We start from the raw sequence: 25,001 nt of genomic DNA on the forward strand, positions 1-25,001 counted from the left end.
TCTACGGAGTCGGGGAGCAGGCGGCCGAGCCGAACTTGATCTCGCCGCGGTAGCCGGAGGCCGGCTCGAAGGTGAGCTTCGCCAGGTGCATCGTGATGCTGCCGTCGTTGGGGACCGGGAAGACGACCTCGGTGAACTTCACCTTGGCGAGCACGACGCCGTTCTTGCCCTTGACGTCGTGCACGTAGCCCTGCGGGAGCTGCTGCGGCAGGCCGGTCCAGCCGGACATGCCGGCGAGCGTCCACCCGGCGGACGTGCCGGTCTGCGTGGCGTCGCAGGTGATCTTCCACTTGGCGACCCTCAGCCGCGGCCCGCCCTGGGCGACGAGCGCGGACAGCTCGAAGTCCGTGCCCTCGGCCTCGGATTTCGTCGTCGTGATCCAGTCCTGCTCGTTCACGACGGTGGTCGTGCACCTCGCCGCGGACGTGCCGAACTTGACCCCGGCCTTGCTCACAGCGGGAGCGGTGCCCGTGACGACGCCGGCCACGTCCGGGTTCACGTCGCAGGACGCCAGCGGCGACACCAGCACCGCGGGCTGCCCGATCTTCGCGAAGTCCGCGCTCCCGGCCACGACGTTGCCCGCGGGCGTGGCGGACGCCGGGGCGGCGACCGCGATGAGCAGAGCCACCGTTCCGGCCAACGCTCCGATGCGTCTCATCGCCCTCTCCCCTGGTTGCTTGATTTCCTCCGCCCGATATTCGTCGTGCCGCGGCGCGCTGGTAACAGTTCGGCACCCCATGTCACCCGATAGTGAATTCGCAATTACCCGACCGGGTGTCAGGCGAACTGTTCGTCACGAAAAGAAATTCATCGCCGCGGCGGTCGCGTGGGCAATCCGTTCAGCCTGCGCAGTCCGGCCCACCACCCCCTTTCAGCACGCCTCACCGCACGCCCGCCAGCGTGGCGAACGGCTCCCGGCGCGGCAGCGCGGTCGGCAGGCCGGCCAGCCTCTCCAGCGCGGTGCACACCCGCACCGCGGCACGCCCGTCACCGAACGGGTTGCGCCCCAGCGGAAGCCGCAGCCGCGAGCCGAGCACCCACCCCGCCTCGGCGAGGATGCGGGTGGTGTCCGTGCCGACGAGCCAGGCACATCCGGCGTCCACGGCCAGCATCCGTTCCGTGGTCTCGCGCAGCACCAGCACAGGCACGCCGAACGTGGGCGCTTCCTCCTGGATGCCACCGGAATCCGTCAGCACCAGGGCGGCGCGCTTGAGCACCCGGACGAGGTCCGGGTAGTCCAGCGGGTCGGTGATGACCACCCGCTCGTGACCGCCCAGCAGCGACACGACCTGTTCGCGCACACCGGGATTCGGGTGCGCGGGGATCAGCACGTGCAGGTCGGGGTGCCGGTCCGCGATGGACCGCACGGCGTTCAGCACGCGCATCAGCGGGCGGCCCCACGACTCGCGGCGGTGCACGGTGACGAGCATCAGCCGGCCGCCGGTGGCGTCCAAGGTCCGCTCCAGAGCGGCGAGGTCTGCGCTCCGGGTCGGGAGGTCCGCCGCCGCCACGCGCTGCACGGCGTCCACGACGGTGTTGCCGGTGACCACGATGTGGCTGTCCGGCAGGGATTCGGTGTTCAGCGCGTTCGCCGCGTCGTCGGTGGGCGCGAGGTGCAGCGAGGTGATGCGGGAGATCATCTGCCGGTTCCCCTCCTCGGGGAACGGGCCGTACAGGTCACCGGTGCGCAGACCGGCTTCGAGGTGCGCCACGGGGATTCCGCGCCAGAACGAGGCAAGCGCCGCGGCGAGCGTAGTAGTGGTGTCGCCCTGCACGAGGGTCACCGCGGGGTCGCGGTCCTCGAGCACGGCGTCGAACTCGGGCAGCAACCGGGAGACCAGTTCGGCCTGCGTTCCGGTGTGCCGGGGCACGTCCAGCCGCACGTCGGGTACCAGGTCGAACGCGCTGAGCGCCTGCTCGACCATGCCCGAGTGCTGTCCGCTGTGGACGATCGTCGGGCGGAGGCCGGGGTGCCCCCGCAGTGCGATCGCGACCGGCGCGATCTTCACGGCTTCTGGCCGTGTTCCAGCAACCAGCAGAACTTCTTTGCTCACCGTTGTCCTCTCGGGGAGACAGGGGGTGGTCCGCCGGGGCCGGGGGCAACCCCGGCGGACCACTTTCAGCCCGCTCGATTCGGTCTGGTCTTGGCAGCGACCCGGACCGCTCGTGGACGGCGCTTGCGCGTGCTGTGCAGAAGAAACGCACCAGCGAGCAAGAGCACGATTCCCGCGGCGATCCACCACGTCACGTCCGCGCCGGTGACCGCGAGGGCACCCACGCCCGTGCCGACTCCAACGCCGGTACCGGGGACCTTGTACATCTGCCGCTCTCCTCTTAGGCCACGTTCAATGACGCGCGACGACGCAACGCCACGAAGGCCACAGGAGCGGCGACGACACCGAGCAGGCCGAGTCCGATCCACAGACCCGCGCCAGAGGCCATCGGGATGGGCAGGCCGGCGGGACCGCAGGTGGCGGACGAGATGATGATGTCGCCGGTGCCGATGGAGCCGAGCACACCCTGCAGCAGCTTCACGTGGATGGCGTTGACCGTGAGGCTGCCGTCGTCGTTCTTGTACTGCTCGTTGAAGATGACCTCGGCGATCTTGATGCCGGCCAGCTGCACGTCGAGCTTGGTGTTGACCGCCGGATCGGCGTTGACCTGGCCGAGTTTGCCGAGGTTGACGCCTGCGAGCTTGGACTTGCCGACGAGGCCCTTCTGGGTCGCCTGGCACTCCGCCTCGACCAGCTCGGCGGAGATCTTGCCGGTGACCTTGGAGAGCAGGTCGAGCCGGACGTCCGCGGTGCTCGCCCGCGAGTACACGCCGCCGGACTTCTCGTCCCGCGACGCGGAGGCGTTGATGACACCGGTCTTCAGAATCCCGGGCAGGTCAACGCCGACGAACGTGTTCTGGGTCGGCCCGTTCGCGTTGGCGGCGGCGAACGGTTCCGCGTTGACCGCGGGGTTGCCGAGCAGCGTCACGTTGAGCCTCGCACCGTAGGCCGAGGCGTCCCCCGGAGCGGCCGAAGCAGGTGCGGCACCGACCAGGAGTGCGGCAATCGCGATGACTCCAGCCAGTCCCGTCATTCGGACACGCATGAAACTCCTTCCCTTGATTCCTCCGGCCCCAGGGCGCGCTGGAACCAAACTGGTTCACGCTTTCCGGGGGCAATTACCGGCATCGGCTTTCTTTCGAGGGAACTGAGGGTTACTCCCCGTATCGGGCGACACGACCACCCAAGTCGCCCAACGAAGGCCACTCATCGTGGGTTTTTTGGTCAATTTCCGATTACGGCGTCACCCGATCCGGGGGTGAGGGCTGACGTTGCGTCTACCGATGGAACGTCAGGTAGCCCGTATGGGCGCTCCCTCAATCGGTGGAAAGGATCCTCGGGTGACGCTTGCCGTGCGCCGCACCGCATTCCCGAGCCGGGTGACGGTTGTCGTCCTGCTCGCCGCCGCAGCCGGTCTCGTGTTCGCACACCGCCTGTACCGCACAGCGGAGATCTCGCTGTCCGGCGCGGTCCTGAGCGTCATCAGCTCCTACGGGGTGGACGTGGTGCCCGACCGCCAGACCGTCTACTTCGGACTGGGCTCGGAGACGCCATTGGGCCTGCGCATGACGCCGGAGTGCACGTCCGCGTTCCTAGTGCTGCCGCTGATCGTGGTGGGCGCCGTGATGATCGCGTTGCGCCCGCGCATCCAGAACCGCGTGTTGTTCGCGCTGGGGATCGCGGCGCTGGCGGTCGTGGTCGTGAACCAGTTCCGAGTGCTGACCCTGGTCGGGCTGGTCCAGTGGCTGGGCGTCGACACCGGGTACTACTGGGGTCACACCCTGCTCGGCTCGATGGTGAGCGTCTTCGGTGGCGCGGCGGCGTTGGTCGCGTTCGTCTGGCTGGCCACGCGGAAGTGAGCCTCGACCTCGTTCTCGGGTTCACGCAGGCGCTCGCTCTGACGATGAGCGTCGCCTTCGTGACGTACGTCTTCGTGATCGTGATCCCGTACCTGCGGCGCAAACCCGCGCCCGTGGGTGTGCCGGAGTCGTTGGAGTGGCACTTCTTCGTGCCGTGCCGCGACGAAGAGGCCGTCATCGGAGACACGATCAGGTACCTGCGCGGGACGTTCCCCATCGCGCACGTGTGGGTCATCGACGACGACTCCGACGACCGCACCGCCGGAGTCGTGCGGACGTTGAAGCGCAACGGCGGTGTCCGGGATCCGCACATCCATCTCGTGCAGCGCCAACGCCCGTATGCCCGCACGGGCAAGGGAAACGCGTTGAACGACGCCTACCGCACGTTGAAGTTGTGGATGGGCCGGCGCGCGGACACCGACCGCGCGATCATCGTCGTGGTGGACGCCGATGGCCGCCCGGCGCCCAATTGCCTGGAAGTCTGCGCGGCCCAGCACCTCTTCGGAAATCCTCGCATCGGTGCCGTGCAGGTGGACGTGCGCATGATCAACGCGGGGCAACGACAGCCAGGAGTCTCCCGTTGGCGCCGTGCGTTCGGCGCCGGACTCGTGCGGATGCAGGACCTGGAGTTCCGCACGGCCATCGCGGCGATTCAGCTGTCGCGGGGTGCCACCGGCACGATCTCCATGGGCGGCAACGGTCAGTTCACCCGGCTGTCCGCTTTGGACTCGATCGCCGGGCCGACCGGCAGCCCGTGGCGCGGGTCGTTGCTGGAGGACTTCGAGCTCGGCGTGCACCTGCTGACCGAGGGCTGGCACACCGGGTTCACCCTCGACACCCACGTGAACCAGGAGGCGCTGTACTCGTTGCGGCGCTTCCTCGCGCAACGCACGCGGTGGGGTCAGGGGACCATGCAGTGCATGCGCTATCTGCGGCGCATCTGGGACTCCGAGCACCTCACGACCCTGGGTGCCGCGGAGATGATGTACTACCTCGCGCAACCGTGGATGCAGTTGCTCGGCACGCTGATCTACCCGATCCCGATGGCGATGATGGCGTACCGCTTCGCGGTGTCACCGTCCGAAGTCGTGGCGTGGTTCTTCGACGGCGCCTGGATCCTGTTCACCGTCTACGGCGCGTTCGGGCTGATGCCGTTCGTCCTGTGGGGACCGGTGTACCGCGCACGCTGTGCGCCCGTTGGGTTCTGGCGTTCGATCGGGTACGGGTTCGGCTACGCGCTGTACATTTACACGTTCTACATCACGTCGTGGCGCGCGCTGATCCGCTTGGTGCGCGGGAACAACGGCTGGACCAAGACCCGCCGCAACACCGAAAGGGTCGCGGGCAAGATCGCGCTCGATGTGTGACCTGTCACTTTGTGGACATCAGACAAAGACGTTCCCGAGTTTCCCTGGTTAACCTCAGGTTCTCTCAACTCCGCCAGGGAGGGAACGTGACTCTCGCACTCGCGCCTCGCCGCACCGTGCTCGCCGACTTCGTGCCGGGCGCACTCGTCCGCGACCTGACGCTGGTGCTCGCCGGTGCCGCGTTCACCGGGCTCGCCGCCCAGGTGGCACTGCCGATCCCCGGCAGCCCGGTACCGCTGACCGGCCAGACCTTCGCGGCCCTGCTCGTCGGTGCTTCCCTGGGCTGGCAGCGCGGCGCGACCTCGATGCTCCTGTACCTGATCGCGGGCGTCGCCGGTGTGCCGTGGTTCCAGGGCGGTACGTCGGGCGCACCGGTTTCCTTGGGTTACGTCGTGGGCTTCGTGTTCGCGGGCGCGCTGGTCGGTGCGCTGGCCGGCCGCGGCGGTGACCGCACGCCGTTGCGCACGCTCGGCACGATGGCACTGGGCAACCTGGCCATCTACGCGGTGGGCGTGCCGTGGCTGATGGCCGCCACCGGCATGAGCCTCGCGAAGGCCGTGTCCGTTGGGGTGCTGCCGTTCCTGCTCGGCGACGCGCTGAAGATCGCGCTGGCGGCCGGTGTGCTGCCGGGTGCCTGGGCACTCGTCCGCCGCCGTTAGGGCCTATTTCGTGGAACGGCGCGTAACGACCTGAGCCCCTCGGTCGAGTAATCCGCGTGACCACGAAAACCACCCCGGAGGAGCTGGGCTGCCTGGCGGGCGGCCCGATCCGCGCCACCGAGGTCGCACTGGCCCGGCTGCTCGACGTCGGCCTCATCCGCATCTCGCGCGAGGGCGTGGTGACCGCCGTCCACCAGCCCGGCCAGGGACCCGCGACCCCGCTCGAGGCCCAGATCCTGAACGGCCTGCGGGCGGGCCGGCGCACCCTGCAGGACGTCCGGCAGAGCGCGGCCTACTCGGCCGAGGCCGAGGGCCTGCGCGCCCACCTGGTCGGCCGCGGCCTGCTGAGACGGCGGCGCTCGTGGCGGCCGCGGCTGTACCCGTGGCTGTACCTCCTGGCCACCGGTCTCATCCTGCTGGGGTTCGTCGACCTCGTCGTGCCGGAGGTCGTCGCCGAGGCGCGGGCCTTCGCCGGCCTCGCCGTGCCGGAGCTCAAGCGCTGGATGTACTTCGCCGCCGGCGGGGTGGTGTTCGTGTGGGCCATCGTGCTGAGCTCCCGTGATCCCGGCCGGCTGCGGACCAGGGCCGCGCTCCGGATGGTGAACAAGGCGCAGAGCCACGTCGTGAAGCGGCGGCGCACCGGGCACGCCGACCCGTTCTACCGGCTGACCGCCGTCGCGGTGCTCGGGCTGGGCACGCAGGCCGCGGTGTTCGGCCTGGATCCCGGCACCCTCGGCATCCTGCCCGAACGCGACAGGTCGTCCAGCAGCAGCTGCGGGAGCGGGTGTTCGTCCGGCGGCAGCAGCTGTTCGTCGGGCGGTGACAGCGGCGGTGACAGCGGCGGGGGCGGCTGTGGCGGTGGGTGCGGCGGCGGAGGCGGCGACTGAAGTTCCCGGCGATGTCAGTTCCCCGGCGATGTCTGACGGGGACTGTCGGACCCGCCGGGTACGGTCTGTCTCGTGCCTGAAGTTCCCCCCACCCTGAGCCTGCTCGAAACCGCCGTCCACGCCGTCGGCGGTGCGGAGCGGCCTGGCCAGGTGGAGATGGCAGAGGCCGTCGACCGCTCGATCCGCACGGGTGAGCACCTCGCGGTGCAGGCGGGCACGGGCACGGGCAAGTCGTTGGCGTACCTGGTGCCGTCGATCAGGCACGCGGTCGCGGAGGGCGAGACGGTGGTGGTCTCGACGGCCACGATCGCGTTGCAGCGCCAGCTCGTCGACCGGGATCTGCCGCGGCTCGCGAAGGCGTTGAAGACGGAGCTCGGCCGGGAGCCCACGTTCGCGATCCTCAAGGGCCGGCGCAACTACCTGTGCATGCACCGCGTGCACAACGGGGCGCCGGAGGAGCCGGAGGACGCGGCCCTGTTCGACCCGTTCGCGATCTCGAAGATGGGCCGCGAGGTGAAGCGGCTGCACGAGTGGTCGTCGGACACCGAGACCGGTGATCGGGACGAGCTGGTGCCCGGCGTCAGCGAGCAGGCGTGGCGGCAGGTGTCGGTCACGGCGCGGGAGTGCCTCGGCGTGGCGAAGTGCCCGATCGGGGCCGACTGCTTCGCGGAACGCGCGCGGGCCCAGGCGGGCAAGTCGGACGTCGTGGTCACGAACCACGCGATGCTCGCCATCGACGCGCTGGAGGGCTACCAGGTTCTGCCGGAGCACGACGTGGTGGTGATCGACGAGGCGCACGACCTGGTGGACCGCGTCACCTCGGTGGCGACGGAGGAGCTGAGCGGGGCGTCGGTCGCGATGGCCTCGCGCCGCTGCGGGCGGCTGATCGACCAGGACATCGCGGACCGGCTCGCCGAGGCGAGCGACGGGCTGGCGATGATCCTGGAGGACATGCCGTCCGGGCGCCTCGACGCCCTTCCCCGCGCGCTCGCGGGTGCGCTCGCGGCGACGAGGGACGCGGCGCACAGCTGCATGACGGCCATGGGGTCGGAGCGCAAGGAGGACGTGGAGGGTGCGACGGCGCGCAAGCTCGCGTTGTCGTTGCTCGAAGAAGTGCACGACTGCGCGGTGCGCATCCTCGAGGCGTTCGACGAGGAGCGCGACGTCGTGTGGGTGAGCGGTGACTTCAACCAGAAGACGCCGACCCTGCGCGTCGCACCGCTCGGCGTGGGCGGGCTGCTCCGGGAGCGGCTGTTCGGCAAGCGCACCACCGTGCTCACGTCCGCGACGCTCACCCTCGGCGGCGCGTTCGACACGATGGCCCGCCAGTGGGGGCTGCCGCCGGCGGAGAAGGTCCGCAAGATCGAGGGCGCGGCCACGGACAAGGACATCGACGGTCCCAAGTGGAGTGGCCTGGACGTCGGTTCGCCGTTCGAGCACGGTTCGAGCGGCATTCTTTACGTGGCAAGGCATCTGCCGCAGCCGGGCCGTGACGGGCTGCCGCCGGAGTACCTCGACGAGATCGAGGGCCTGGTGAACGCGGCCGGTGGCCGGGCGCTCGGGCTCTTCTCGTCGACGCGGGCGGCCAAGGCGGCCACGGAGGCGTTGCGCGACAGGCTCGACCACCAGATCCTCTGCCAGGGCGACGACGCGACCGGCCTGCTGGTCAAGAAGTTCGCCGAGGACGAGCGCACGTGCCTGTTCGGCACGCTGTCGCTGTGGCAGGGCGTGGACGTGCCCGGCCCGTCGCTGCAGCTCGTGATCATGGACCGGATCCCGTTCCCGCGCCCGGACGACCCGCTGGCCTCCGCGCGCCAGAAAGCCGTCAACTCCCGCGGGGGCAACGGCTTCCTGACGGTCGCGGCGACCCACGCGGCCCTGCTGCTCGCCCAGGGCGCCGGCCGGCTGCTGCGGTCGATGTCGGACAAGGGCGTGGTGGCCATCCTCGACCCGAGGCTGGCCACGGCCCGCTACGGAGGCTTCCTCAGAGCCTCACTCCCCCCGTTCTGGACGACCTACGACCCCGAGGTGGTCCGCGGCGCGCTCAAGCGCCTGGACGAGGCTCAGACGCCCTGACCCGTTCGATCAGTTCGTCGCGGAACGCCTCGGCTTCCTTCAGCTCAGGCTCAGACCCGTCAGCGTGCTTCAACGCGCCTTCCAGGATCTTCAACGCCTGGCGTTCGTCGCCGCGCGAGTCCGCCTGCCTGGCGGCGTTCTCCATGGCCTTGGCGAGCTTGGTGGTCGCCTCGGGTTCTTTCGCCGCCTTGTTGATCCGGATCCAGTTCCCGCCGGGGTCCACGACGGTGAACCCGGTGTACCGGTCGTTGCGCAGCCGCGGCCGGGTCATTCGCGGAATGCCGGAGGTGAGCAACTTCCCGTGCACCTTGCGCATCCCCGCCGCGAACGCCTCGAACAGCTCCGCGGTGTCCTGCACGATGACCAGGCACGAGCTGTACGACTGCTCCGGGTCGTAGCCGTCCATCCCGAAGAAGTGCAGGTTGATGTCTTCACGCTTGAGCGCGACGTGCGAGTACGGCCGCGCCTGCTTCGAGGTGATCTCGAAGCCGAGCATCTCGTAGAACGACGCGATTTCGTCGATGTCAGGACAGGGCAGGAGCGGAATTGTCAGTTCGTTTGCCACCGCTCGAAGCTAAGCCCGGAACCTCCGAAACGACACGGAGCTATTTGCTCAAGCAAACAGCATCGCCACTCCGCCGAGCAACAACAACGCCGACACAACGGCGATGGCGAGCACACGCCCCCGCGGCGTTCCGGCGTGCTTCAGCGCGATACCGAGCGGACCAACAGGTGCCATGAGGGTTCCCTTCGAAGGTAAGAAAACAACGGCGACCAGCGCCCCGAACGCCACCCGCAACGGCGACAGCCCAAGTTCAGGCGCACCAACAACATCCGCTTCCCACTGCTCGCGATAGCGGTCATCGCCGACAACCGCCGCCGCGAACCGCACCAGCAGCAACGCGGCCTTCATTGCGCTGTCCTGGGCACGAAGCGCGGCGCCGGAACAGCCCGCGCCACAACCCGCCGGGCCTCTGCGGCCCCCTCCGGAGTCAGCCGGTACATCCGCCGCCGCGGCCCCCGCCGTTCCGCGTCGTCATCCCACGACGACGTGACCCAGCCGGCCCGCTCCAGCCGGTCGAGCAACGGGTAGACGCTGCCCGACGGCCGCCCGGTCAGCTTGATGATCTCCAGCCCCCAGCGCGGCTCGTCTGCGCCGAGCAGCACCTCGAGCACGTCGATGGTGGCCTTGCCGATGCGTTGCAGTGGCTCCACGCCACCAATACTACCTATGTAGATTAAGCCGTTCAAGCAGTTCGTCGCGGAACTCCAGCGCCGACTCCCGCTCCTCCTCCGAGGCGTGCACCTCCCGCACCAGCGCCCCTTCGAGGATCTTCAACGCTTGCCGCTCGGCCCCGTGCGACCCGGCCAGCGTCACGGCGCTGTGCAGCGCCCGCGAGAGCCGAGTCGGCGAGGGATCCCGCTCACGCACCGCCGGCACCACCCGGATCCAGTTGCCACCGGGATCGACCACCAGGAACCCGTCGTGCCGCGGCCGGGTCATCCGCGGGATGCCCGAGACCTGCACCAGCCCGTAGACGGCACGCATGCCGTAGGCGAACGCGTCGTACAACTCCCGCGTGTCCTCCACTTGGATCAGGCACGAGCTGTGCGACTGCTCCGGGTCGTAGCCGGGGATGCCGAAGAAGTGGAGGTTGATGTCCTCCCGCCGCACCGAGAGGTACGCGTTCGGCCGGTACTGCCGGTGCGTGACCGTGAAGCCGAGCATCACGTAGAACTCGGCGACCTCGTCGATGGAGGCGCACGGCAGCAGCGGGATCGTCACCTCGTTGGCCACGTCGCCAAACTAGCCCCAGAGATCAGCCGTCGACCAGCAATCCACGTAACGGTCCTTGCAACCTTCCGGCGCGCCGCGAGACGCCGGGCAGCGAGGTCACCCGTGCCGGACGCTCCAGCGCCGGGCGCCACACCTCGTCCACCACCTCGTGCGCGGGACCGGACACGTCCGTCCCCAGGTGCTCGGTCCACAACCGCAACCGGGTGGAACGCGCCACCTCGGCGTCGTCGGTCACCACGTTCACCTCGGTGTCGTTGAACAGCGAGTGCTCGTTCAGGTTCGCCGAGCCGACCGAGAGCCACCGATCATCCACAATGGACAGCTTGGCGTGCACGTAGACCGGTGCATCTCCGTGCGCCACGAGGGTGGCCGCGACCAACCGGTCGTCGTGGTCGGCGGCGAACAACCGGCCCAGCTGGCCGCGCGTGGTGTCGGCGCCGTTGCTGGGTTTCTGCGGCAGCAGCAGGACCATCCGGAACTCGGGCGACGGCGGTTCGCACAGCTTCGCCAGCAGCACCTCGGTGATCTCCGGCGACCAGAGGAACTGGTTCTCCAGGTACACCAGCGACTCCGCCGACCGCAGCGCCCGCAGGTACGAGTCGAGCAGCGTGAAGTCACCGTGCGGCGCGAACCCGTAGGTGCGCTCCGGGATCGTCCGCACCATCTGCACCGACGACGAGCCGGCCTCGGGCGGCACGACGGGAGCGGGCAGGGTCTCCCCCGCGATCTCGCTCCACCGCGCGGCGAAGTGGCCGGCCACCTCCGCCACCACCGGCCCCTCCAGCCGCGCGACGTGGTCGTGCCAGCCGAGGTCGCGCGGCGGATGCTCCGGTGAGTCGTGGCGGTCGCCCTCGACGGCCGTCATGTCGAGGCCTCCGACGAACGCCACGTCGTCCACGATCACGATCTTCTCGTGGTGGCAGTGCAGGGTTCGTTCCCGCGCGTCGAGCTCGCAGCGGATCGCGCCGGACTCCAGGAAGTCCCGCCGCGCGGCCTCCGCCCGCTTGCGCGTCGGCTCGAAGAACGGTACCGGCGGCCCGGCCCACAGCAGCACCCGCACCGGAACCCGTTCGGCGGCGGACGACAGCAGCTCGCGCAGTTGCGGTGCGCCCGGCTCGCGGGTCAGCCGGAAGTCCGGTGAGGCGTGCCAGTTCGCGATGTGCACGTACTTCTGCGCCCGCTCGATCGCCTCTGCCACGACGGGAAACGCCAGGGCGCCGTCGACCAGGATCTCCATCTTGTTGCCGTGCTGGACGGTGCGGCGCGGGGTGAACCACCCCGCGCCGTCTCCGTCGAGCACGTCGCCCCAGCCCAGCCCGCGAAGCCTCCGGGCGTGATGGGCGCACAACAGGTTCTCCAGCCCGTCGCCGAGCCGGGCGTCGAGCACGTCGAGTAAGCCCACGGATGGGAGATTTACCCGATTTCACCGGTCTCAAACAGCGGTGAGAGCACCGTTGTCGTGCCCGGCTCGACCTCCGTGAAGCCCGCGTCCCGCACCGCGACGACATCGCCCCGGTGGATCATCGAGTCCCACGCGGCGACGGACGGCGTGCGGACGGCACAGCGGTAGTCGAGCGACGCCCACACCTTCAGCTCGTCCGCGGACAGGTGCGGCGCCAGCAGCATCGAGGCGTGCCCGACCTGAGCCGCGAGCTTTCCCGCGGACATCTCGACCCGCGGATTCACGTACAGCAGCCGTGCCCCGGCAGGCACCGGTCCCGGCTCGTCCACGGGCAGGTCGGAACCGGAGATCTGCAGCTTCGCGACCTCACGCGGCGTCTCGGACACCAACGTCGGCAACAACGACCGCACGGAGGCACCGTCCACCGTGATCGTCACGCCCGGCAGCTCCTGCACGGCGTCCCACTGCGCGCCGCGGGCCCGCCGCGACACCTTGCGGATCCGCCCGGCCACCCAGGCCCGCACGGCCTCGTGCCACTCGCCGTCCACGTCGGCCCGCGGGTCGAGGCACACCGCGACCGCCGAAGCGGCCGCGGCCTCCAGCAACGCGGTCCGCGCAGGCGGATCAACGCGTTCGATGCGCAACACCATCGGCATCGCGCGGACTTCGGACTCCTCCGCGTAGTTCCGGGAGGCGATCAGGTCGAGAATCATCACAGCCGGGTCAGCTCCAGGCCGTCCGCGGCGTCCGCGGCCTCCACCTCGGCCCGCGTCACGCCGAGGATGAACAGCACCGCGTCCAGGAACGGGTGCGACAACGCGGTGTCCGCGACCTCGCGCAGCGCCGGCTTGGCGTTGAACGCGATGCCGAGGCCGGCCACGCCGAGCATGTCGATGTCGTTCGCGCCGTCACCGACCGCCACGCACTGCGCCAGCGACACGCCCGCCTCCTCGGCGAACCTGCGCAACGCCACCGCCTTACCGGGCCGGTCGACGATCTCACCGATCACCTGGCCGGTCAGCTTCCCGTCGACGATCTCCAGCGTGTTCGCCGCGCAGAAGTCGAGCTCGAGCTCGTCGGCGAGGCCCGTGATCACCGACGTGAAGCCACCGGACACCACACCGCAGTAGAAGCCGAGGCGCTTGAGCGTCCTGATCGTGGTGCGCGCACCGGCCGTGAGCTCAAGTGCTGCCCCGACCTCTCCCAGCACCTTCTCGTCGAGGCCCTCCAGCAGCGCGACCCGGCGCCGCAACGACTCGGTGAAGTCCAGCTCGCCGCGCATCGCGGCCTCGGTGATCTCGCGGACCTGCTCCTCGCACCCGGCGTGCGCGGCCAGCATCTCGATCACCTCGCCCTGGATCAGCGTGGAGTCGACGTCGAACACCACCAGGCGCTTGGCGCGGCGGGTCAGGCCGGCCCGCTCGACCGCGATGTCGAGGCCCACCCGCACCGACACGTCGGCCAGCGCGGACCGCAGCTCCGCGTCGTTCTCCATGGTGTCGTCGGCGACCGATACCCGCAGCTCAAGGCCCGTGACGGGGTAGTCGGCGACGCCGCGGATCGCGTCGATGTTCACGCCGAGCGACGCGAGCCGGCGCGCGACCTCGGTGAACGCCTTCGCCGTCACCGGGCGGCCCAGCACGATCAGCACGTGCGAGGACTCCAGGCGCGCGGTGCGCTTCGAGTCCGCGCCGATCTCGATCTCCACGTGCATCGAGACGGTCGCCATGGCCTGCTCGACCGACTCCTGCAGGCCCTCGGGGTCGTGGTCGGTCGAGACCAGCGCGCCGAGCACCAGCCGTCCCCTGATCACGACCTGCTCCACGTCGAGCACCTCGACGCCGTGCCTGGTCAGCACGGCGAAGAGCACGGAGGAGACACCGGGCTTGTCGGGACCGGTCACGGTGATCAACACGGGCGTTTTCACGTCGTCGTCTCCTCGTCGGACGCGAAGAGCCCCGGCAGCATCGCAGCGGCCGGGGCTCGTCGTTGAACCTGTTACTCGCAGGTTACTTGTGGTCGTCGTCCTTCTCGGACGCCGTGCCCGAAACCACAGCCGCGGTCGCGAGCTCGGACGGCGTGTGGTTCGCGTCCTTGTGCGCGATCGTCTTGCCGGTGAAGGTCACGTGACCCTCGTTCCGGATCCGCTCGATCATGTGCGGGTAGTGCAGCTCGAACGCCGGGCGCTCCGAACGGATCCGGGGCAGCTCGGTGAAGTTGTGCCGCGGCGGCGGGGACGACGTCGCCCACTCGAGCGAGTTGCCGTAGCCCCACGGGTCGTCCGCCGTCACGACCTCGCCGAAGCGGTAGGACTTGAAGACGTTCCAGATGAACGGCAGCGTCGACGCGCCCAGGATGTAGGCGCCGATCGTCGAGACCATGTTCAGCGTCGTGAAGCCGTCCGAGGCGAGGTAGTCGGCGTACCGGCGCGGCATGCCCTCGTTGCCCAGCCAGTGCTGGACGAGGAACGTCGCGTGGAAGCCGATGAACGTCGTCCAGAAGTGCAGCTTGCCGAGCGGCTCGTCCATGAACCGGCCGGTGATCTTCGGGAACCAGAAGTAGATGCCGGCGAAGGTCGCGAACACGATCGTGCCGTAGAGCACGTAGTGGAAGTGCGCGACGACGAAGTACGTGTCCGACACGTGGAAGTCGATCGCGGGCGCGGCCAGCAGGATGCCGGAGAGGCCACCGAAGAGGAACGTGACGATGAAGCCGATGCTGAACAGCATGGGCGTCTCGAACGTCAGCTGGCCCTTCCACATCGTGCCGATCCAGTTGAAGAACTTCACACCGGTCGGGACCGCGATGAGGAACGTCATGAACGCGAAGAACGGCAGCAGCACGGCGCCGGTCGCGTACATGTGGTGCGCCCACACGGCGACGGACAGGGCCGCGATGCCGAGGGTCGCGTAGACCAGGCCGTTGTAACCGAAGATCGGCTTGCGGCTGAACACCGGGAAGATCTCCGACACGATGCCGAAGAACGGCAAGGCGACGATGTAGACCTCGGGGTGGCCGAAGAACCAGAAGAGGTGCTGCCACAGGATCACGCCGCCGTTGGCGGGGTCGAACACGTGGGCACCGAGATGGCGGTCGGCCAGCAGGCCGAACAGCGCCGCGGTGAGGATCGGGAACGCGAGCAGCACCAGCACCGACGTCACCAGGATGTTCCAGGTGAAGATCGGCATCCGGAACATCGTCATGCCGGGCGCGCGCAGGCAGACCACCGTGGTGATCATGTTGACCGCACCGAGGATGGTGCCGAGACCACCGATGATGAGGCCGGTGATCCACAGGTCGGCGCCGACGCCGGGCGAGTGGATGGCGTTGCTCAGCGGGGTGTAGGCGAACCAGCCGAAGTCAGCCGCACCACCGGGGGTGATGAAGCCGGACATCACGATCAGGCCGCCGAAGAGGTACAGCCAGTACGAGAACGCGTTGAGACGCGGGAACGCCACGTCGGGCGAGCCGATCTGCAACGGGAGCACGAAGTTCGCAAAGCCGAACACGATGGGCGTCGCGTACAGCAGCAGCATCACGGTGCCGTGCATCGTGAACAGCTGGTTGAACTGCTCCTGGCTGAGGAACTGCATGCCGGGACGGGCCAGCTCGGTCCGCATCAGCATGGCCATCGCGCCGCCCACCATGAAGAAGGCGAACGAGGTGACCAGGTACAGGATGCCGATCTGCTTGTGGTCCGTGGTGCGGAACATCCGCAGCAGGAAGGACCCCTTGACCGCAGTGCGCGTCGGATAAGGACGCGTTGCGATCGGCTGCGGGGCTACGGCCGTCACGGTGCCTCCAGGCCTTGGTGGGACCAGTTCGTTCGGGAAACTCCCCGGGATATTAGACGGCGACGATCAGCTCCATTCGGGTGGGCCATGGCCGGTGGCCAGCGGCGTAGCGCACGTCACACGTATCCTGCCGCCGTGCTCCGATTGCTCGCTGTCGCCGCGGTCCTGACGCTGACCGCCTGCGGTTCCCCCGCCACCCACAACTCCGCGGATGTCGCGTTCGCGCAGGGCATGGTCCCGCACCACGAGCAGGCGCTGGAGATGAGCGAACTGGTCAAGTCCCGCACGGAGGACAGCCAGGTGATCGATCTGGCCGAGCGCATCTCGAAGGCCCAGCAGCCCGAGATCGACCGCATGAGCGGCTGGCTGCGGGAGTGGAACGCACCGGTCGAGGCGACGTCGCACACCTCGCACGGCCACGCCGACACGCACGGCATGGTCGACCTGGGCAACCTCGCCGACCTCAACGGCAACGACTTCGACCGCCAGTGGCTGTCGCTGATGATCCAGCACCACCGCGGCGCCGTGGAGATGGCGCGCAAGCACCTGGAACAGGGCACCGACCCGGAGACCCGCAAGCTGGCCCAGGACGTCGTGACCGCCCAGGAGAAGGAGATATCGGAAATGGAGTCGCTTCTCCCCCAAGGCTGATGTGACGCTCAGCGCATGAGCACCTCAGCAGCCGTGAACGCCGCGGTCTCGGTGGCGGCCGAACACGGCGTGATCTCCACGGATCCGGCCGTGCTGAAGGACGGCAGCAACGTGATCGTCCACCTGCGCCCGGCACCGGTGGTCGCCCGCGTCGCCGCCCGCACGGCCCTGATCCGCCCGTCCGTGGCGACGCACTTCGCCCGCGACCTCGCGGTGTCCGCCTTCCTGGCCGCACGCGGCGTTCCGGTGGTCACGCCTTCCGCCGAGCTGCCGCCGGGACCTCATGCCGTCGACGGGTTCGTGCTGTCGTTCGCCACGTACGTCCCGCACGACCCCGCGGAGGAGCTGACCAGGCCCGAGGTGCTCAAGATGCTCCCCGACCTGCACGCCGAACTAAGTCTGTACCCCGGAGACCTACCGTCGCGCGGACCGATGGACGACGTCGACCACACGCTCGACTACCTGGCCGGCCTCGGCGTGCCGGACCTGGAGCCGTTCCGCGAGCGACGAGCCGAGCTCATGGAGTTCTGGGACGCGCACTACAACGACGTCCAGCCGCTGCATGGCGACTCGCACTACGGCAACGTGTTGATGACCGCGGCCGGTCCGGTGTGGAACGACTTCGAGGACTGCTGGCGTGGCCCCGTGGCGTGGGACCTCGCCTGCCTGGCGGGCGCCAAAGGCCCAGAAGCCGCCCAGCGCGCCGTGGAGCTCTACGGCGGCGGGGCGGCTCCTGATGACGTGGAGTTCCACGTCGAGACACGCGTCCTCTTCGGCACGCTGTGGGGCGTGCTGATCGAGAACTCCTAGGCGCTACGCCTGCGCAGCACCAGCAACACAGCCGCACCGGCGGCGAGCAGAGCCGCACCGAGCCCGACGAGCCACGCCGACCCGAACCCGGTCGCCGCCAGATCGTCCACGTCGGCGACCGGCATGGGTGCCACGGTGGTGGTCGTGGTCGGCGCGACCTCCGAGGACGACGACGTCGGGGTGGAGGTCGGGGTCGACGTGTGGGTCACGGTCGAGGTCGACGTGGAAGTCGACGACGACGGGGTGCTGCTCGGGGGCTGCTCCTCGACGACGCCGCACCCGAACCAGTGGCTGATCTGCGGAAGCTGGCCGCCGTTGTTGAACGGGGACCGCAGGTCGTCCCACGGCAGCGCGTCGCCGAGCTTGTCCGCGAGGTAGACGTTGAACTTGTCCCCGCCCTTGACCAGCACCCCCGTGACCGTGACGCCTGCCGGCAGCGCGGTGATGTCGAGGTACTGCTGGTTGTCACCGCCGGTGTAGGTGAACTTGTCCGGGTGGATCGGAGTCCCGGTCAGCCCACCGACGGTGCAGGCCTCCGGGTGGTTGATGTCGACGTTCTTGAGGAACGGCACCGCGCGCTTGTCGTCGGTGGTCGGCTCGTCGGCGAACGCGGTGGTCGCGAGGGCGAGCGTGGCCACGGCGGCGGCACCGAGCAGACCGGCACTTGTCAGGGGCGTCAGGCGCATCGGGTTACTCCGTTGGGGATCGGCGGGTTGCCGAGATCTAAGACCATCGACGTCCCCCTAACGGGTGAAGAAGGGGTGATCGGTACGCCCTGTGGCCCAGTTGTTATGCCTCCGTGAAGTCGCGTGCCCGAACGACCGAACGCGGAAGGGGCCGGCTTTCGCCGGCCCCTTCCGCAACACAGGAGAACGAAACTCAGTCGTTCTGCTCGCTCTCGGCGGGCTTGAGGAACACCGTGCCACCGTTCGGCATGCGCCGGAACCAGTCAACGGGGGTGACCGGCTGGCCGATCACCGGGCCCACCCCGGTGGGGAGGTGGGGAACAGGAACGCCGGGGGACTGAGGCCGGCGAAGAGGCTGGTTCGGGGTGGTCATGGTTCCTTCTTGACGGGGGATCGTGGAAACAGGAACGCAATACAAGAAGTATGAACTCGAACGATATAGGTGATCACTCAATTGGGGCTCGTGTCGGGAGCGAAATCATCGCCGAGCCCAACGCATCCCGGCGCGCCGGGATGCGGCAGTCTACAACGGACCGCAACCCCACTTCACCTGCGGCTATACCGCAGTTGTGACTACCGGTGGGCAAGCCGGTACAGCCGGCTGCGCGAAGACGGGGAACGGCGCCGGACGGCCATGTACGTGCCATGAAGCAGACCGGGTTCCCGCAATGACCCTATATGCAGTACGCGCGTTCCGGAATACTTTCCGAACCACGGCTCACACGCCGCAAGAATCTGAGTCAGCGCCTCATTCGACCGAAAACTCCTGCGCTCCCAGTCGCCGGTAGACAGTTCCACCCTGCGGCATGCGCCTGAACCAGTCGACCGGTACGACCGGCCTTCCCACGGGCGAACCCGAACCTGGTGGCAGGTAAGGAGACTTCGCTCCGGCGGCCGGCGACGGCCGCTGCTGACGGGAAACGTGGTTCAGGAAGGTCATCAGTTCCCTCTTGACGTGGAAGTCGGTCTCATGAGGCCCTCTCAACGATCAAACTCTCGACGAGCGGTCCGAGCGCGGTCTTCAAGCGCGAGCCGGCAACGCCCGGATCGACCGCCCACTCCTCCACCGCCCTCGTCAGGACGGCGCCGAACGGCAGCGCCGGCCTGTCGTGCCCCAGACAGCCCAGCAGCCAGCCCGCGTCCGGGTCGAGCCAGAAGATCTCCGGCTGGTGCGCGACCCTGGCCGCCACCACCCGTCCGGTCACTGCTCGCCGATAACGCACGTCCGGCCGCACACGGAAGCGGCCGTCCTCCCGGATCCCTGCTATCGGCGCCGGACTGTCCACATCGGACCGCACGCCGCCGCAGCCGCCTCCCAGGGCATGCAGCAGCCAGCGTGCGTCCGCGCGCAGATCCGTCTCGTGGCCGACCAGCCAGCCACCGATCTCGTCAGCCCGTTCCCGCGCCTTCGGCAGCAACGAGATCGGACCGAGCACCTCGCTCGTGCACGCGCGCGAGAACTGCGCGAGGCAGCTGTAGGCGTGCCACGCCGCGAGCGTCTGCTCCAGCGGCCAGCGCGCGTGCGACCACGAGGTCTCGAAGTGCTCGACTTCTTCCGCGTGAGCATCGAGGAACTCGCGGGTGATCGCGAGGTCGAAGAACTTCTCGTGCGCGCCTTCGTGCACGAGCGCCTCAGCCACCTCGATCGCGGTGGACGGCTCCTCGATCAGCACGATTCCGGGCACGTAACGCGATGAGGCCGATACGACCCCGCCGGCCGTCTCCGCCTTGAGCACGGCGAGCATCGACACGTGCGCGAGCAGGTCGTCGGCCATCTCGGGCGCGAGCCGCCGGAACAGGCGCACGCCGTCGGCCACGATCTTGGCCGCGGCCTCGAACCGCTCCCCGTCCGCTTCCGTGAGCGGCCGCGGCGACGCCCCCGGCGGGGCGATGATCCGCAACGGCGCTTCCAGCAGGTCCGCGGCCAGCGGATCCGCCGCCACCGCGACGCCGGCATCCCGCACCCGCATCGCGGCGACCCGGTGAAGCAGCGCCAGGTCGACGTCACCGTGCCCGGCCAGGGCCCGGCCGATCTCGTAGCGGACGATCGGGTGATCGAGGAGGTTGTCCGACAACCCCGCGCCGGGCACGAACAGATCCGCCGCGAGCCGGTAGAGCGCACGACGCTCGTCGACCAACGCGTGAGCAGGTGCGATCGCCGCATGCAGTACATGCGTGCTCGCTGCGGGCGAACCCATCACCGAAGACCCCGTACCCACGTCCCCCGACGCCATGGAGTCGTTGGCCCCACCACATCGGCGGTGCCCTGATGCCCGCCAACTCTACTGATGTCCGCCTCCCCCGCCACAGCGGGAACCCCCGGACGTGCCGGTGCCCGGACCGCGAGCAGGAGAGCGGTCCGGGCACCGTTGTTACTGCTCACCAGCGAGCTCTGCGCATCAGCTGAGCAGGATGCCGGTGACGTTGACGAAGCCGACGACGGCCAGCGCGATGACCGAGACCGCGACCATCGTGAGCACGGTGCGCCATCCGATCGCAGTCACGGCGACGGCTACGGCGGCGGCGATTCCAAGTGCACTCCCTGCGGACATGTCGTTCCCTCCCGACTAGGCGAGCCCGGTCTCCTGGGTGTGGGCGGTCCCAGGCGTCTCGCCTGTCCGAAGGATCCCGTAGTTGTAGGTTGTCTGTCAACGGTTGCCAGGTTGCCAGACAAGTTGCAACAGACAGGCGAGAGCCCTAAACTGGACCAATGCCCGCCGACGAGGACGCACATTTCGGCGAGAGCTGGGCGCTCTCGCCTGATTCGCGACGACCTCTTCCGGAGCTCATCGAGCAGAAGCTCCGGGAGCAGATCATCGGCGGCACCTTCCGGGCGGGTGACCGCCTCCCCACCGAGCCAGAGCTCGCCCGCAGACTGGATGTCGCCCGCAGCTCGCTGCGTACAGCTCTGCAGCGACTTCAGCTGCAGGGCATCGTCGAGGTCCGCCGCGGCCTGGGCTGGTACGTGCGGCGCACCGACCTCACCGGCGTCGAGGAACACCTGGAGGGCAGGCTCGCCGCCCGCCAGTTCTCCCAGACGGACCTGCTGGAGGTGCGGATCGCGCTGGAGACGACGGCGGCGAGCCTCGCCGCGGTGCGCGCCGACGACGGTGAGCTGGACGAACTCGCGAAGCTCAACCGCCGCTACCAGCGCGCGCCGGTCGACGACATGCAGGAAGTCATCGAGTCGGACGAGGAGTTCCACTCGGCGCTGATCCGCGCGAGCCACAACGAGCTGCTGGAGCAGATGTACCAGGTGCTCGTGCCGGGCCTGCAGGACTGCAAGCGGCACGCGCACCCGTCCCGCGAGGTGCACAACCGCTCGGCGAACGAGCACGAGCAGGTCATCTGGTTCCTGCGCAGGCACGACGAGGTGGGCTCGAAAAGCGCCATGACCACGCACCTTCTGGGCCTGTACAACGACCTGGCCACCGACGACACCAAGCCTCGGGCCACGCTGAGCACCTACGTGGGGGTGTCGGACAACCCGATCTGGAACAAGCCGCGCTGATACGGCATCGACCGAAAGGGTCTGGCGCTGATCCGTCATCACTCCCACCATGTATGAACAGTCGGTGGAGTGAGGGGGCGGCGACCAGGTGGTGGCGGCGCGCAGGCACAAACAGGCGCTGGCCGTAGCGGTCCTGCTGCTCGTCGTCGCGGCAGCCGACCTGACAGCCGTGCTGCTGTGGCAGCCCTCGGCCCGAAGCGTGCCGCACGACATCTTGGTCGTGTTGTGGCCGTTGCCGGCGCTCGCGGGTTTCCTGATCGGCGCCTACGAGTTGTTCCTGCACAAGCGCCTCGTCATGGAGATCGGCCGCATCTCCGGTCCGGGCATCGTCGAACACCTGCTGCCTTCAGAGGTGCTGCGCACGTTCCTCACGTCCGTCTACGGCCAGAACGCGGCCAACGACGACGTGGTGGCAGGAGTTCTCGGCGGCCACGGCCTGCGCCCCCGCGGTGACGACCTCACCATCAGCACGGGCACCACCGTGAAGCTGGAACTGCAGGGCATCGACACGAAGACCTACCACCTCATGACGACCCAGCGGTACCAGTTCCGCAAGAGCGTCCCCGTCGACCGCTTCGTCATCTTCGCGACGTCGAACGCGCTGCTGCGCGACACCATCAGCGCCGCCTGCCGCTACCCGCTGTTCGAGCTGTACTTCATCCCGGACTCGTCGCTGTTCCTCGACTCCGTCGACGACCTGCGCCACTCCACCCAGATCGCCATCGACTACCTGGACCACGACGGCCAGCGCCGTTCGGCGGAGCCGAGCCAGATCCCACCGGTCGAGGTGCGGTTCGACCAGTGGGCGACCTACCTGACGTTCTTCCGCGAAGCCATGGGGCCACTGCAGAAACTCAGCCCGCTCGACCACATGAGCGACCTGCGGATCTTCGAGTGCGATCTCAGCGGCATCGCCGACGACCACGTGGTGCGGGCGATCTGCGGGCTCACCGTGTGGTCGCGCACCTTGCAGCGCACCAACGACGGGTTCTGCTACTGGCAGTCGCCCTATCCGTCCTATGTGGACACCATCAGCTTCGACGCGACAGGGCTCGCGGTCGACGAGTCCCCCATGCACGAGTTCCGGATCATGCCCTTCACCTTCCGGTCCGCCACCACGTCCGCGCAGTGGCTCGAGGCCGGCGAGCTGGGCGATCTGGACGTGCGGTCGTGGCTGTTGCCGGGGCACGGGGTGGCGTTGCTGTGGCGGGAAGCGCTCGGCTGAGTCACCAGACCGCGACGATTCCCTGTCCCTGCACGATCCACCGGTCGAGGCTCAGCGACACGTGACCGTCGTTGGCGTCGAGCACCATCGAGTCGACACCGCCGAGGAACCCCTGCACCCACACCTGGCGCTCCTCATCCCGCACCAGTTCACGCACGTCCAGGGTGATCGTCCTCATGAACATCGGCCGATCGGCGGCCCAGTAGACGAAGCGCTGATCCAGGTCCTGGGACCAGTGGTAGTGATAGCGCACCCGGACGAACTCGCCGTCCTCCTGCCCCAGATCCGCGGCGAAGAGCACCACGTCGTCGTTCGTCATCCCGACCGGAGGCGAGATGTACTTCCGCAGCGCGGTCGCGGCCACCTTCCGGAACTGGACGCGCTGGATCGTGCGGTTCGGCGACTCCACGTAACACTCGAGCTTCTTCCCGAACTCCTCGGCGGCCTCGTCGAACGTGCCCGACCTGCCCAGGCTGACGACCTCGAAGAGGGTGGGACACGCCGCCGACAACGCGGTCGAATGCATCACCGAGGGAGTGGCCGCGACGAGGATCGGCCCGCGCGGCATCGTCACCTCGATCCTGGTACCGGCGTGCACGGCGGTCTCGTCCACCCGTTCGACCCGCAGCGTCATCGAGACGTCGTGCAGGACGGGCCTCGACTGGAGCATCAACGCCACCAGCGAGGACTTGTCAGGCGTGCGGGGAATCTCCCGGTCCAGCCCGGTCTTCACGAGTTCGGCCGGCACGGCGGAGTCGAGCACCAGTCGCCTGACGGCGGGTGCGGTCGCGGTGCGGGCGTCCTCCCGAATCTCGTCGAGCTTGCGGTCCATGCCGCGCATCAGCTCGCCCTGTTCCCTGCTCCGCACCCACTCGAAGTAGATCGAGATGAGGAGCACCAGCACGAGATCCTTGGTGATGGAGCCAAGACTGCGCGCGACGGCGTCGCCGGCTTCCGGGTTGAGCACAGCCGAGACGACGATCCTGGGTACCGGGGTGTTGATCAGTGCGACCGTCGCGAGCAGGCTGCCGAAGTAGATCAGCGTGCGGGACCGCATGAAGCTCAGTCAGCCGACCGCAGGTAGACGGTGCCGCCACCCGTGTCGCCGCCGTCGGGCATCCGGACGAACCAGTCGACACCCAGCACTGGACGAGCGGGCGGGCACTGAGGTTCGGGGAGCCGGGCAACGGGCGGATCGGATTCGCTGTCCATCGTGTCTCCCCCTCATCAGCAGATGACCTTGGAGCCTATCCACGGCGTGGTCCGGCGGGCACCTGCCAGGCGGGTGAGCGAGGTGCTGCACCTGGTCATTTCGTGTTAGGCCAAGCGAGTGAGCGGGCGTAACTGTTCGGCCGAACCGAACGAGATCCACAGACAACGAACAACTGAGTGGACCAGGAGGCCGTCATGGTCTTCACGAATCCGGACGGCACTCCCGCGGACAAAATGGAACTCCGCGTGTGGAGCAAGACCGACTTCAAACTGATCAAGGGATTCCACTACGTGCCGTTCGCCGGCGCGACTCCGATTGCGGTGCCTGACCAGGACAACGAGAACGACGACGAGACGACGGACCTGGCGTCCGTGCCGTGGATGCTCCGGGGACTCCTCTCCAGCTACGGCAGGCAGCTCCGGGCGGCTTTGGTCCACGACCACCTGTGCAAGCAGGTCACGTCGTACACCGGCCGCCACGAGGCCGACCAACTGTTCCTGCGCGCGATGCGAGACCGCGGCGACGGGGGTGTGGCCGATCTTCGGAAGCGCGTCCCCTTGTTCCGGGCCCTGCTGTTCTGGGCCGGCGTGAGCTTCGCTCGCTACTGGTCGTTCCGCAAGCTCCGGCTCTTTCTGATGACGGCGCAGCTTCTCGCAGGTGTGGCAGCCGTCTACGCCGCGGCGCACGTCCTGCCGCACCGGTGGTTCGCGTGGGCATATCCACCGGGGTGGGGCGAGGGCAGCGCCGACTTCCTGCTCACCTTCGTGGCGATCATGGCGCTGTCCGTCGTGTGGGGCAGGGATACCGGATTCGTGGCGGTCGGCGTGGCAGTCGCACCGATCATCCTCCCGGTCCTGCTCCTGACCCTGATCGCACAGGGGCTCCTCTCCCTGCCCGACTTCGCGATCAAGATCGGCAGCCTGATCAAGATCCCGGGTATGGCGAACGAGCCGCCCGCGATCATCGGCCCCGTTGTGGTGAGCCAGAACTGACGAATTTCGGCGCTTTC

At 68.6% G+C, this 25,001-nt stretch carries 28 protein-coding genes; 10 read left to right on the forward strand and 18 right to left on the reverse strand.

Annotated features, from left to right (window positions below; genetic code table 11):
• Position 1: 1 nt before the first annotated feature.
• The 4 genes from ACIA8G_RS20150 to ACIA8G_RS20165 all read right to left on the reverse strand — a co-directional run bounded on the left by ACIA8G_RS20150 (position 2) and on the right by ACIA8G_RS20165 (position 3,099).
• Positions 2 to 658, reverse strand: coding sequence for a hypothetical protein (locus tag ACIA8G_RS20150; RefSeq protein WP_396420092.1), 657 nt, complete (start codon positions 656 to 658; stop codon positions 2 to 4).
• Between the two features lie 223 nt (positions 659 to 881).
• Positions 882 to 2,054, reverse strand: a complete 1,173-nt coding sequence (gene wecB, locus ACIA8G_RS20155; RefSeq protein ID WP_396420094.1) for a non-hydrolyzing UDP-N-acetylglucosamine 2-epimerase — start codon at positions 2,052 to 2,054, stop codon at positions 882 to 884.
• Positions 2,055 to 2,119: 65 nt separating this feature from the next.
• Entirely contained in the window at positions 2,120 to 2,320 is a 201-nt protein-coding gene (locus ACIA8G_RS20160) for an LPXTG cell wall anchor domain-containing protein (RefSeq protein ID WP_396420096.1), read from the reverse strand.
• 14 nt (positions 2,321 to 2,334) lie between these two features.
• Positions 2,335 to 3,099 carry a choice-of-anchor P family protein gene (locus ACIA8G_RS20165; RefSeq protein WP_396420097.1) on the reverse strand — a complete coding sequence of 255 codons (765 nt, stop codon included), beginning with the start codon at positions 3,097 to 3,099 and terminating at the stop codon, positions 2,335 to 2,337.
• Positions 3,100 to 3,394: 295 nt separating this feature from the next.
• Between ACIA8G_RS20165 and xrtP the strand changes: the two genes are divergently transcribed.
• From xrtP to ACIA8G_RS20190, 5 genes are all read left to right on the forward strand, one after another.
• Positions 3,395 to 3,913: an exosortase P gene (gene xrtP / locus ACIA8G_RS20170; RefSeq protein ID WP_396420098.1), complete on the forward strand. Its 519-nt coding sequence runs from the start codon at positions 3,395 to 3,397 to the stop codon at positions 3,911 to 3,913.
• A gap of 44 nt (positions 3,914 to 3,957) precedes the next feature.
• Positions 3,958 to 5,280, forward strand: a complete 1,323-nt coding sequence (locus ACIA8G_RS20175) for a glycosyltransferase (RefSeq protein ID WP_396420555.1) — start codon at positions 3,958 to 3,960, stop codon at positions 5,278 to 5,280.
• A gap of 86 nt (positions 5,281 to 5,366) precedes the next feature.
• Positions 5,367 to 5,939 (forward strand): biotin transporter BioY, encoded by a 573-nt coding sequence (locus ACIA8G_RS20180; RefSeq protein ID WP_396420099.1) that lies wholly within the window; start codon positions 5,367 to 5,369, stop codon positions 5,937 to 5,939.
• 56 nt (positions 5,940 to 5,995) lie between these two features.
• The gene (locus ACIA8G_RS20185; RefSeq protein WP_396420100.1) at positions 5,996 to 6,826 is read left to right on the forward strand and encodes a TIGR04222 domain-containing membrane protein; all 831 of its coding nucleotides are present in this window, start codon (positions 5,996 to 5,998) and stop codon (positions 6,824 to 6,826) included.
• Positions 6,827 to 6,982: 156 nt separating this feature from the next.
• On the forward strand, positions 6,983 to 8,902 hold the full coding sequence (locus ACIA8G_RS20190) for an ATP-dependent DNA helicase (protein WP_396420556.1): 1,920 nt from the start codon (positions 6,983 to 6,985) through the stop codon (positions 8,900 to 8,902).
• Here the strand turns inward: ACIA8G_RS20190 and ACIA8G_RS20195 are convergent.
• The 8 genes from ACIA8G_RS20195 to ctaD all read right to left on the reverse strand — a co-directional run bounded on the left by ACIA8G_RS20195 (position 8,871) and on the right by ctaD (position 15,896).
• On the reverse strand, positions 8,871 to 9,467 hold the full coding sequence (locus ACIA8G_RS20195) for a hypothetical protein (RefSeq protein ID WP_396420101.1): 597 nt from the start codon (positions 9,465 to 9,467) through the stop codon (positions 8,871 to 8,873). The two genes, ACIA8G_RS20190 and ACIA8G_RS20195, sit on opposite strands and share 32 nt — an antisense overlap.
• Positions 9,468 to 9,515: 48 nt before the next feature.
• Entirely contained in the window at positions 9,516 to 9,815 is a 300-nt protein-coding gene (locus ACIA8G_RS20200; RefSeq protein ID WP_396420103.1) for a hypothetical protein, read from the reverse strand.
• Entirely contained in the window at positions 9,812 to 10,117 is a 306-nt protein-coding gene (locus ACIA8G_RS20205) for a PadR family transcriptional regulator (RefSeq protein ID WP_396420104.1), read from the reverse strand. The genes ACIA8G_RS20200 and ACIA8G_RS20205 overlap by 4 nt, the downstream gene beginning before the upstream one ends.
• A gap of 10 nt (positions 10,118 to 10,127) precedes the next feature.
• Positions 10,128 to 10,700, reverse strand: coding sequence for a hypothetical protein (locus tag ACIA8G_RS20210; protein ID WP_396420105.1), 573 nt, complete (start codon positions 10,698 to 10,700; stop codon positions 10,128 to 10,130).
• A 22-nt stretch (positions 10,701 to 10,722) separates the two neighbouring features.
• Complete coding sequence (locus tag ACIA8G_RS20215) at positions 10,723 to 12,102, reverse strand: phosphatidylserine/phosphatidylglycerophosphate/cardiolipin synthase family protein (RefSeq protein ID WP_396420106.1); 1,380 nt, start codon at positions 12,100 to 12,102, stop codon at positions 10,723 to 10,725.
• Positions 12,103 to 12,113: 11 nt separating this feature from the next.
• Positions 12,114 to 12,815: a peptidyl-tRNA hydrolase gene (locus ACIA8G_RS20220; protein WP_396420557.1), complete on the reverse strand. Its 702-nt coding sequence runs from the start codon at positions 12,813 to 12,815 to the stop codon at positions 12,114 to 12,116.
• On the reverse strand, positions 12,815 to 14,029 hold the full coding sequence (gene serB / locus ACIA8G_RS20225) for a phosphoserine phosphatase SerB (protein WP_396420107.1): 1,215 nt from the start codon (positions 14,027 to 14,029) through the stop codon (positions 12,815 to 12,817). The genes ACIA8G_RS20220 and serB overlap by 1 nt, the downstream gene beginning before the upstream one ends.
• Before the next feature lie 82 nt (positions 14,030 to 14,111).
• Positions 14,112 to 15,896 carry a cytochrome c oxidase subunit I gene (ctaD, locus tag ACIA8G_RS20230; protein ID WP_396420108.1) on the reverse strand — a complete coding sequence of 595 codons (1,785 nt, stop codon included), beginning with the start codon at positions 15,894 to 15,896 and terminating at the stop codon, positions 14,112 to 14,114.
• A 135-nt stretch (positions 15,897 to 16,031) separates the two neighbouring features.
• Between ctaD and ACIA8G_RS20235 the strand changes: the two genes are divergently transcribed.
• Together ACIA8G_RS20235 and ACIA8G_RS20240 are read left to right on the forward strand one after the other, a co-directional pair.
• Complete coding sequence (locus ACIA8G_RS20235; protein ID WP_396420109.1) at positions 16,032 to 16,547, forward strand: DUF305 domain-containing protein; 516 nt, start codon at positions 16,032 to 16,034, stop codon at positions 16,545 to 16,547.
• Between the two features lie 15 nt (positions 16,548 to 16,562).
• Positions 16,563 to 17,357 carry a phosphotransferase family protein gene (locus tag ACIA8G_RS20240; RefSeq protein WP_396420110.1) on the forward strand — a complete coding sequence of 265 codons (795 nt, stop codon included), beginning with the start codon at positions 16,563 to 16,565 and terminating at the stop codon, positions 17,355 to 17,357.
• On the opposite strand, the gene ACIA8G_RS20245 is transcribed toward ACIA8G_RS20240, so the two are convergent.
• The 4 genes from ACIA8G_RS20245 to ACIA8G_RS20260 all read right to left on the reverse strand — a co-directional run bounded on the left by ACIA8G_RS20245 (position 17,354) and on the right by ACIA8G_RS20260 (position 20,595).
• Entirely contained in the window at positions 17,354 to 18,043 is a 690-nt protein-coding gene (locus tag ACIA8G_RS20245; RefSeq protein WP_396420112.1) for an LPXTG cell wall anchor domain-containing protein, read from the reverse strand. The genes ACIA8G_RS20240 and ACIA8G_RS20245 overlap by 4 nt on opposite strands.
• Positions 18,044 to 18,236: 193 nt before the next feature.
• Positions 18,237 to 18,416 carry a hypothetical protein gene (locus ACIA8G_RS20250; RefSeq protein WP_396420113.1) on the reverse strand — a complete coding sequence of 60 codons (180 nt, stop codon included), beginning with the start codon at positions 18,414 to 18,416 and terminating at the stop codon, positions 18,237 to 18,239.
• Between the two features lie 595 nt (positions 18,417 to 19,011).
• The gene (locus ACIA8G_RS20255) at positions 19,012 to 20,241 is read right to left on the reverse strand and encodes an aKG-HExxH-type peptide beta-hydroxylase (protein ID WP_396420114.1); all 1,230 of its coding nucleotides are present in this window, start codon (positions 20,239 to 20,241) and stop codon (positions 19,012 to 19,014) included.
• A 201-nt stretch (positions 20,242 to 20,442) separates the two neighbouring features.
• Positions 20,443 to 20,595: a hypothetical protein gene (locus tag ACIA8G_RS20260; RefSeq protein WP_396420115.1), complete on the reverse strand. Its 153-nt coding sequence runs from the start codon at positions 20,593 to 20,595 to the stop codon at positions 20,443 to 20,445.
• A 158-nt stretch (positions 20,596 to 20,753) separates the two neighbouring features.
• On the opposite strand from ACIA8G_RS20260, the gene ACIA8G_RS20265 reads away from it, so the two are divergent.
• Both ACIA8G_RS20265 and ACIA8G_RS20270 read left to right on the forward strand, forming a co-directional pair.
• Complete coding sequence (locus ACIA8G_RS20265) at positions 20,754 to 21,554, forward strand: FadR/GntR family transcriptional regulator (RefSeq protein WP_396420116.1); 801 nt, start codon at positions 20,754 to 20,756, stop codon at positions 21,552 to 21,554.
• 91 nt (positions 21,555 to 21,645) lie between these two features.
• Positions 21,646 to 22,779, forward strand: a complete 1,134-nt coding sequence (locus tag ACIA8G_RS20270) for a hypothetical protein (protein ID WP_396420117.1) — start codon at positions 21,646 to 21,648, stop codon at positions 22,777 to 22,779.
• Between the two features lies 1 nt (position 22,780).
• Here the strand turns inward: ACIA8G_RS20270 and ACIA8G_RS20275 are convergent, their stop codons facing one another.
• Complete coding sequence (locus ACIA8G_RS20275) at positions 22,781 to 23,836, reverse strand: hypothetical protein (RefSeq protein ID WP_396420118.1); 1,056 nt, start codon at positions 23,834 to 23,836, stop codon at positions 22,781 to 22,783.
• 5 nt (positions 23,837 to 23,841) lie between these two features.
• Positions 23,842 to 23,991 carry a hypothetical protein gene (locus tag ACIA8G_RS20280; protein ID WP_396420119.1) on the reverse strand — a complete coding sequence of 50 codons (150 nt, stop codon included), beginning with the start codon at positions 23,989 to 23,991 and terminating at the stop codon, positions 23,842 to 23,844.
• Positions 23,992 to 24,186: 195 nt separating this feature from the next.
• Between ACIA8G_RS20280 and ACIA8G_RS20285 the strand changes: the two genes are divergently transcribed.
• Positions 24,187 to 24,984 carry a DUF1353 domain-containing protein gene (locus tag ACIA8G_RS20285; RefSeq protein ID WP_396420120.1) on the forward strand — a complete coding sequence of 266 codons (798 nt, stop codon included), beginning with the start codon at positions 24,187 to 24,189 and terminating at the stop codon, positions 24,982 to 24,984.
• Positions 24,985 to 25,001 lie beyond the last annotated feature (17 nt).

It is taken from the genome of Lentzea sp. NPDC051213 (genome assembly GCF_044455585.1).
Classification (GTDB): Bacteria; Actinomycetota; Actinomycetes; order Mycobacteriales; family Pseudonocardiaceae; genus Lentzea.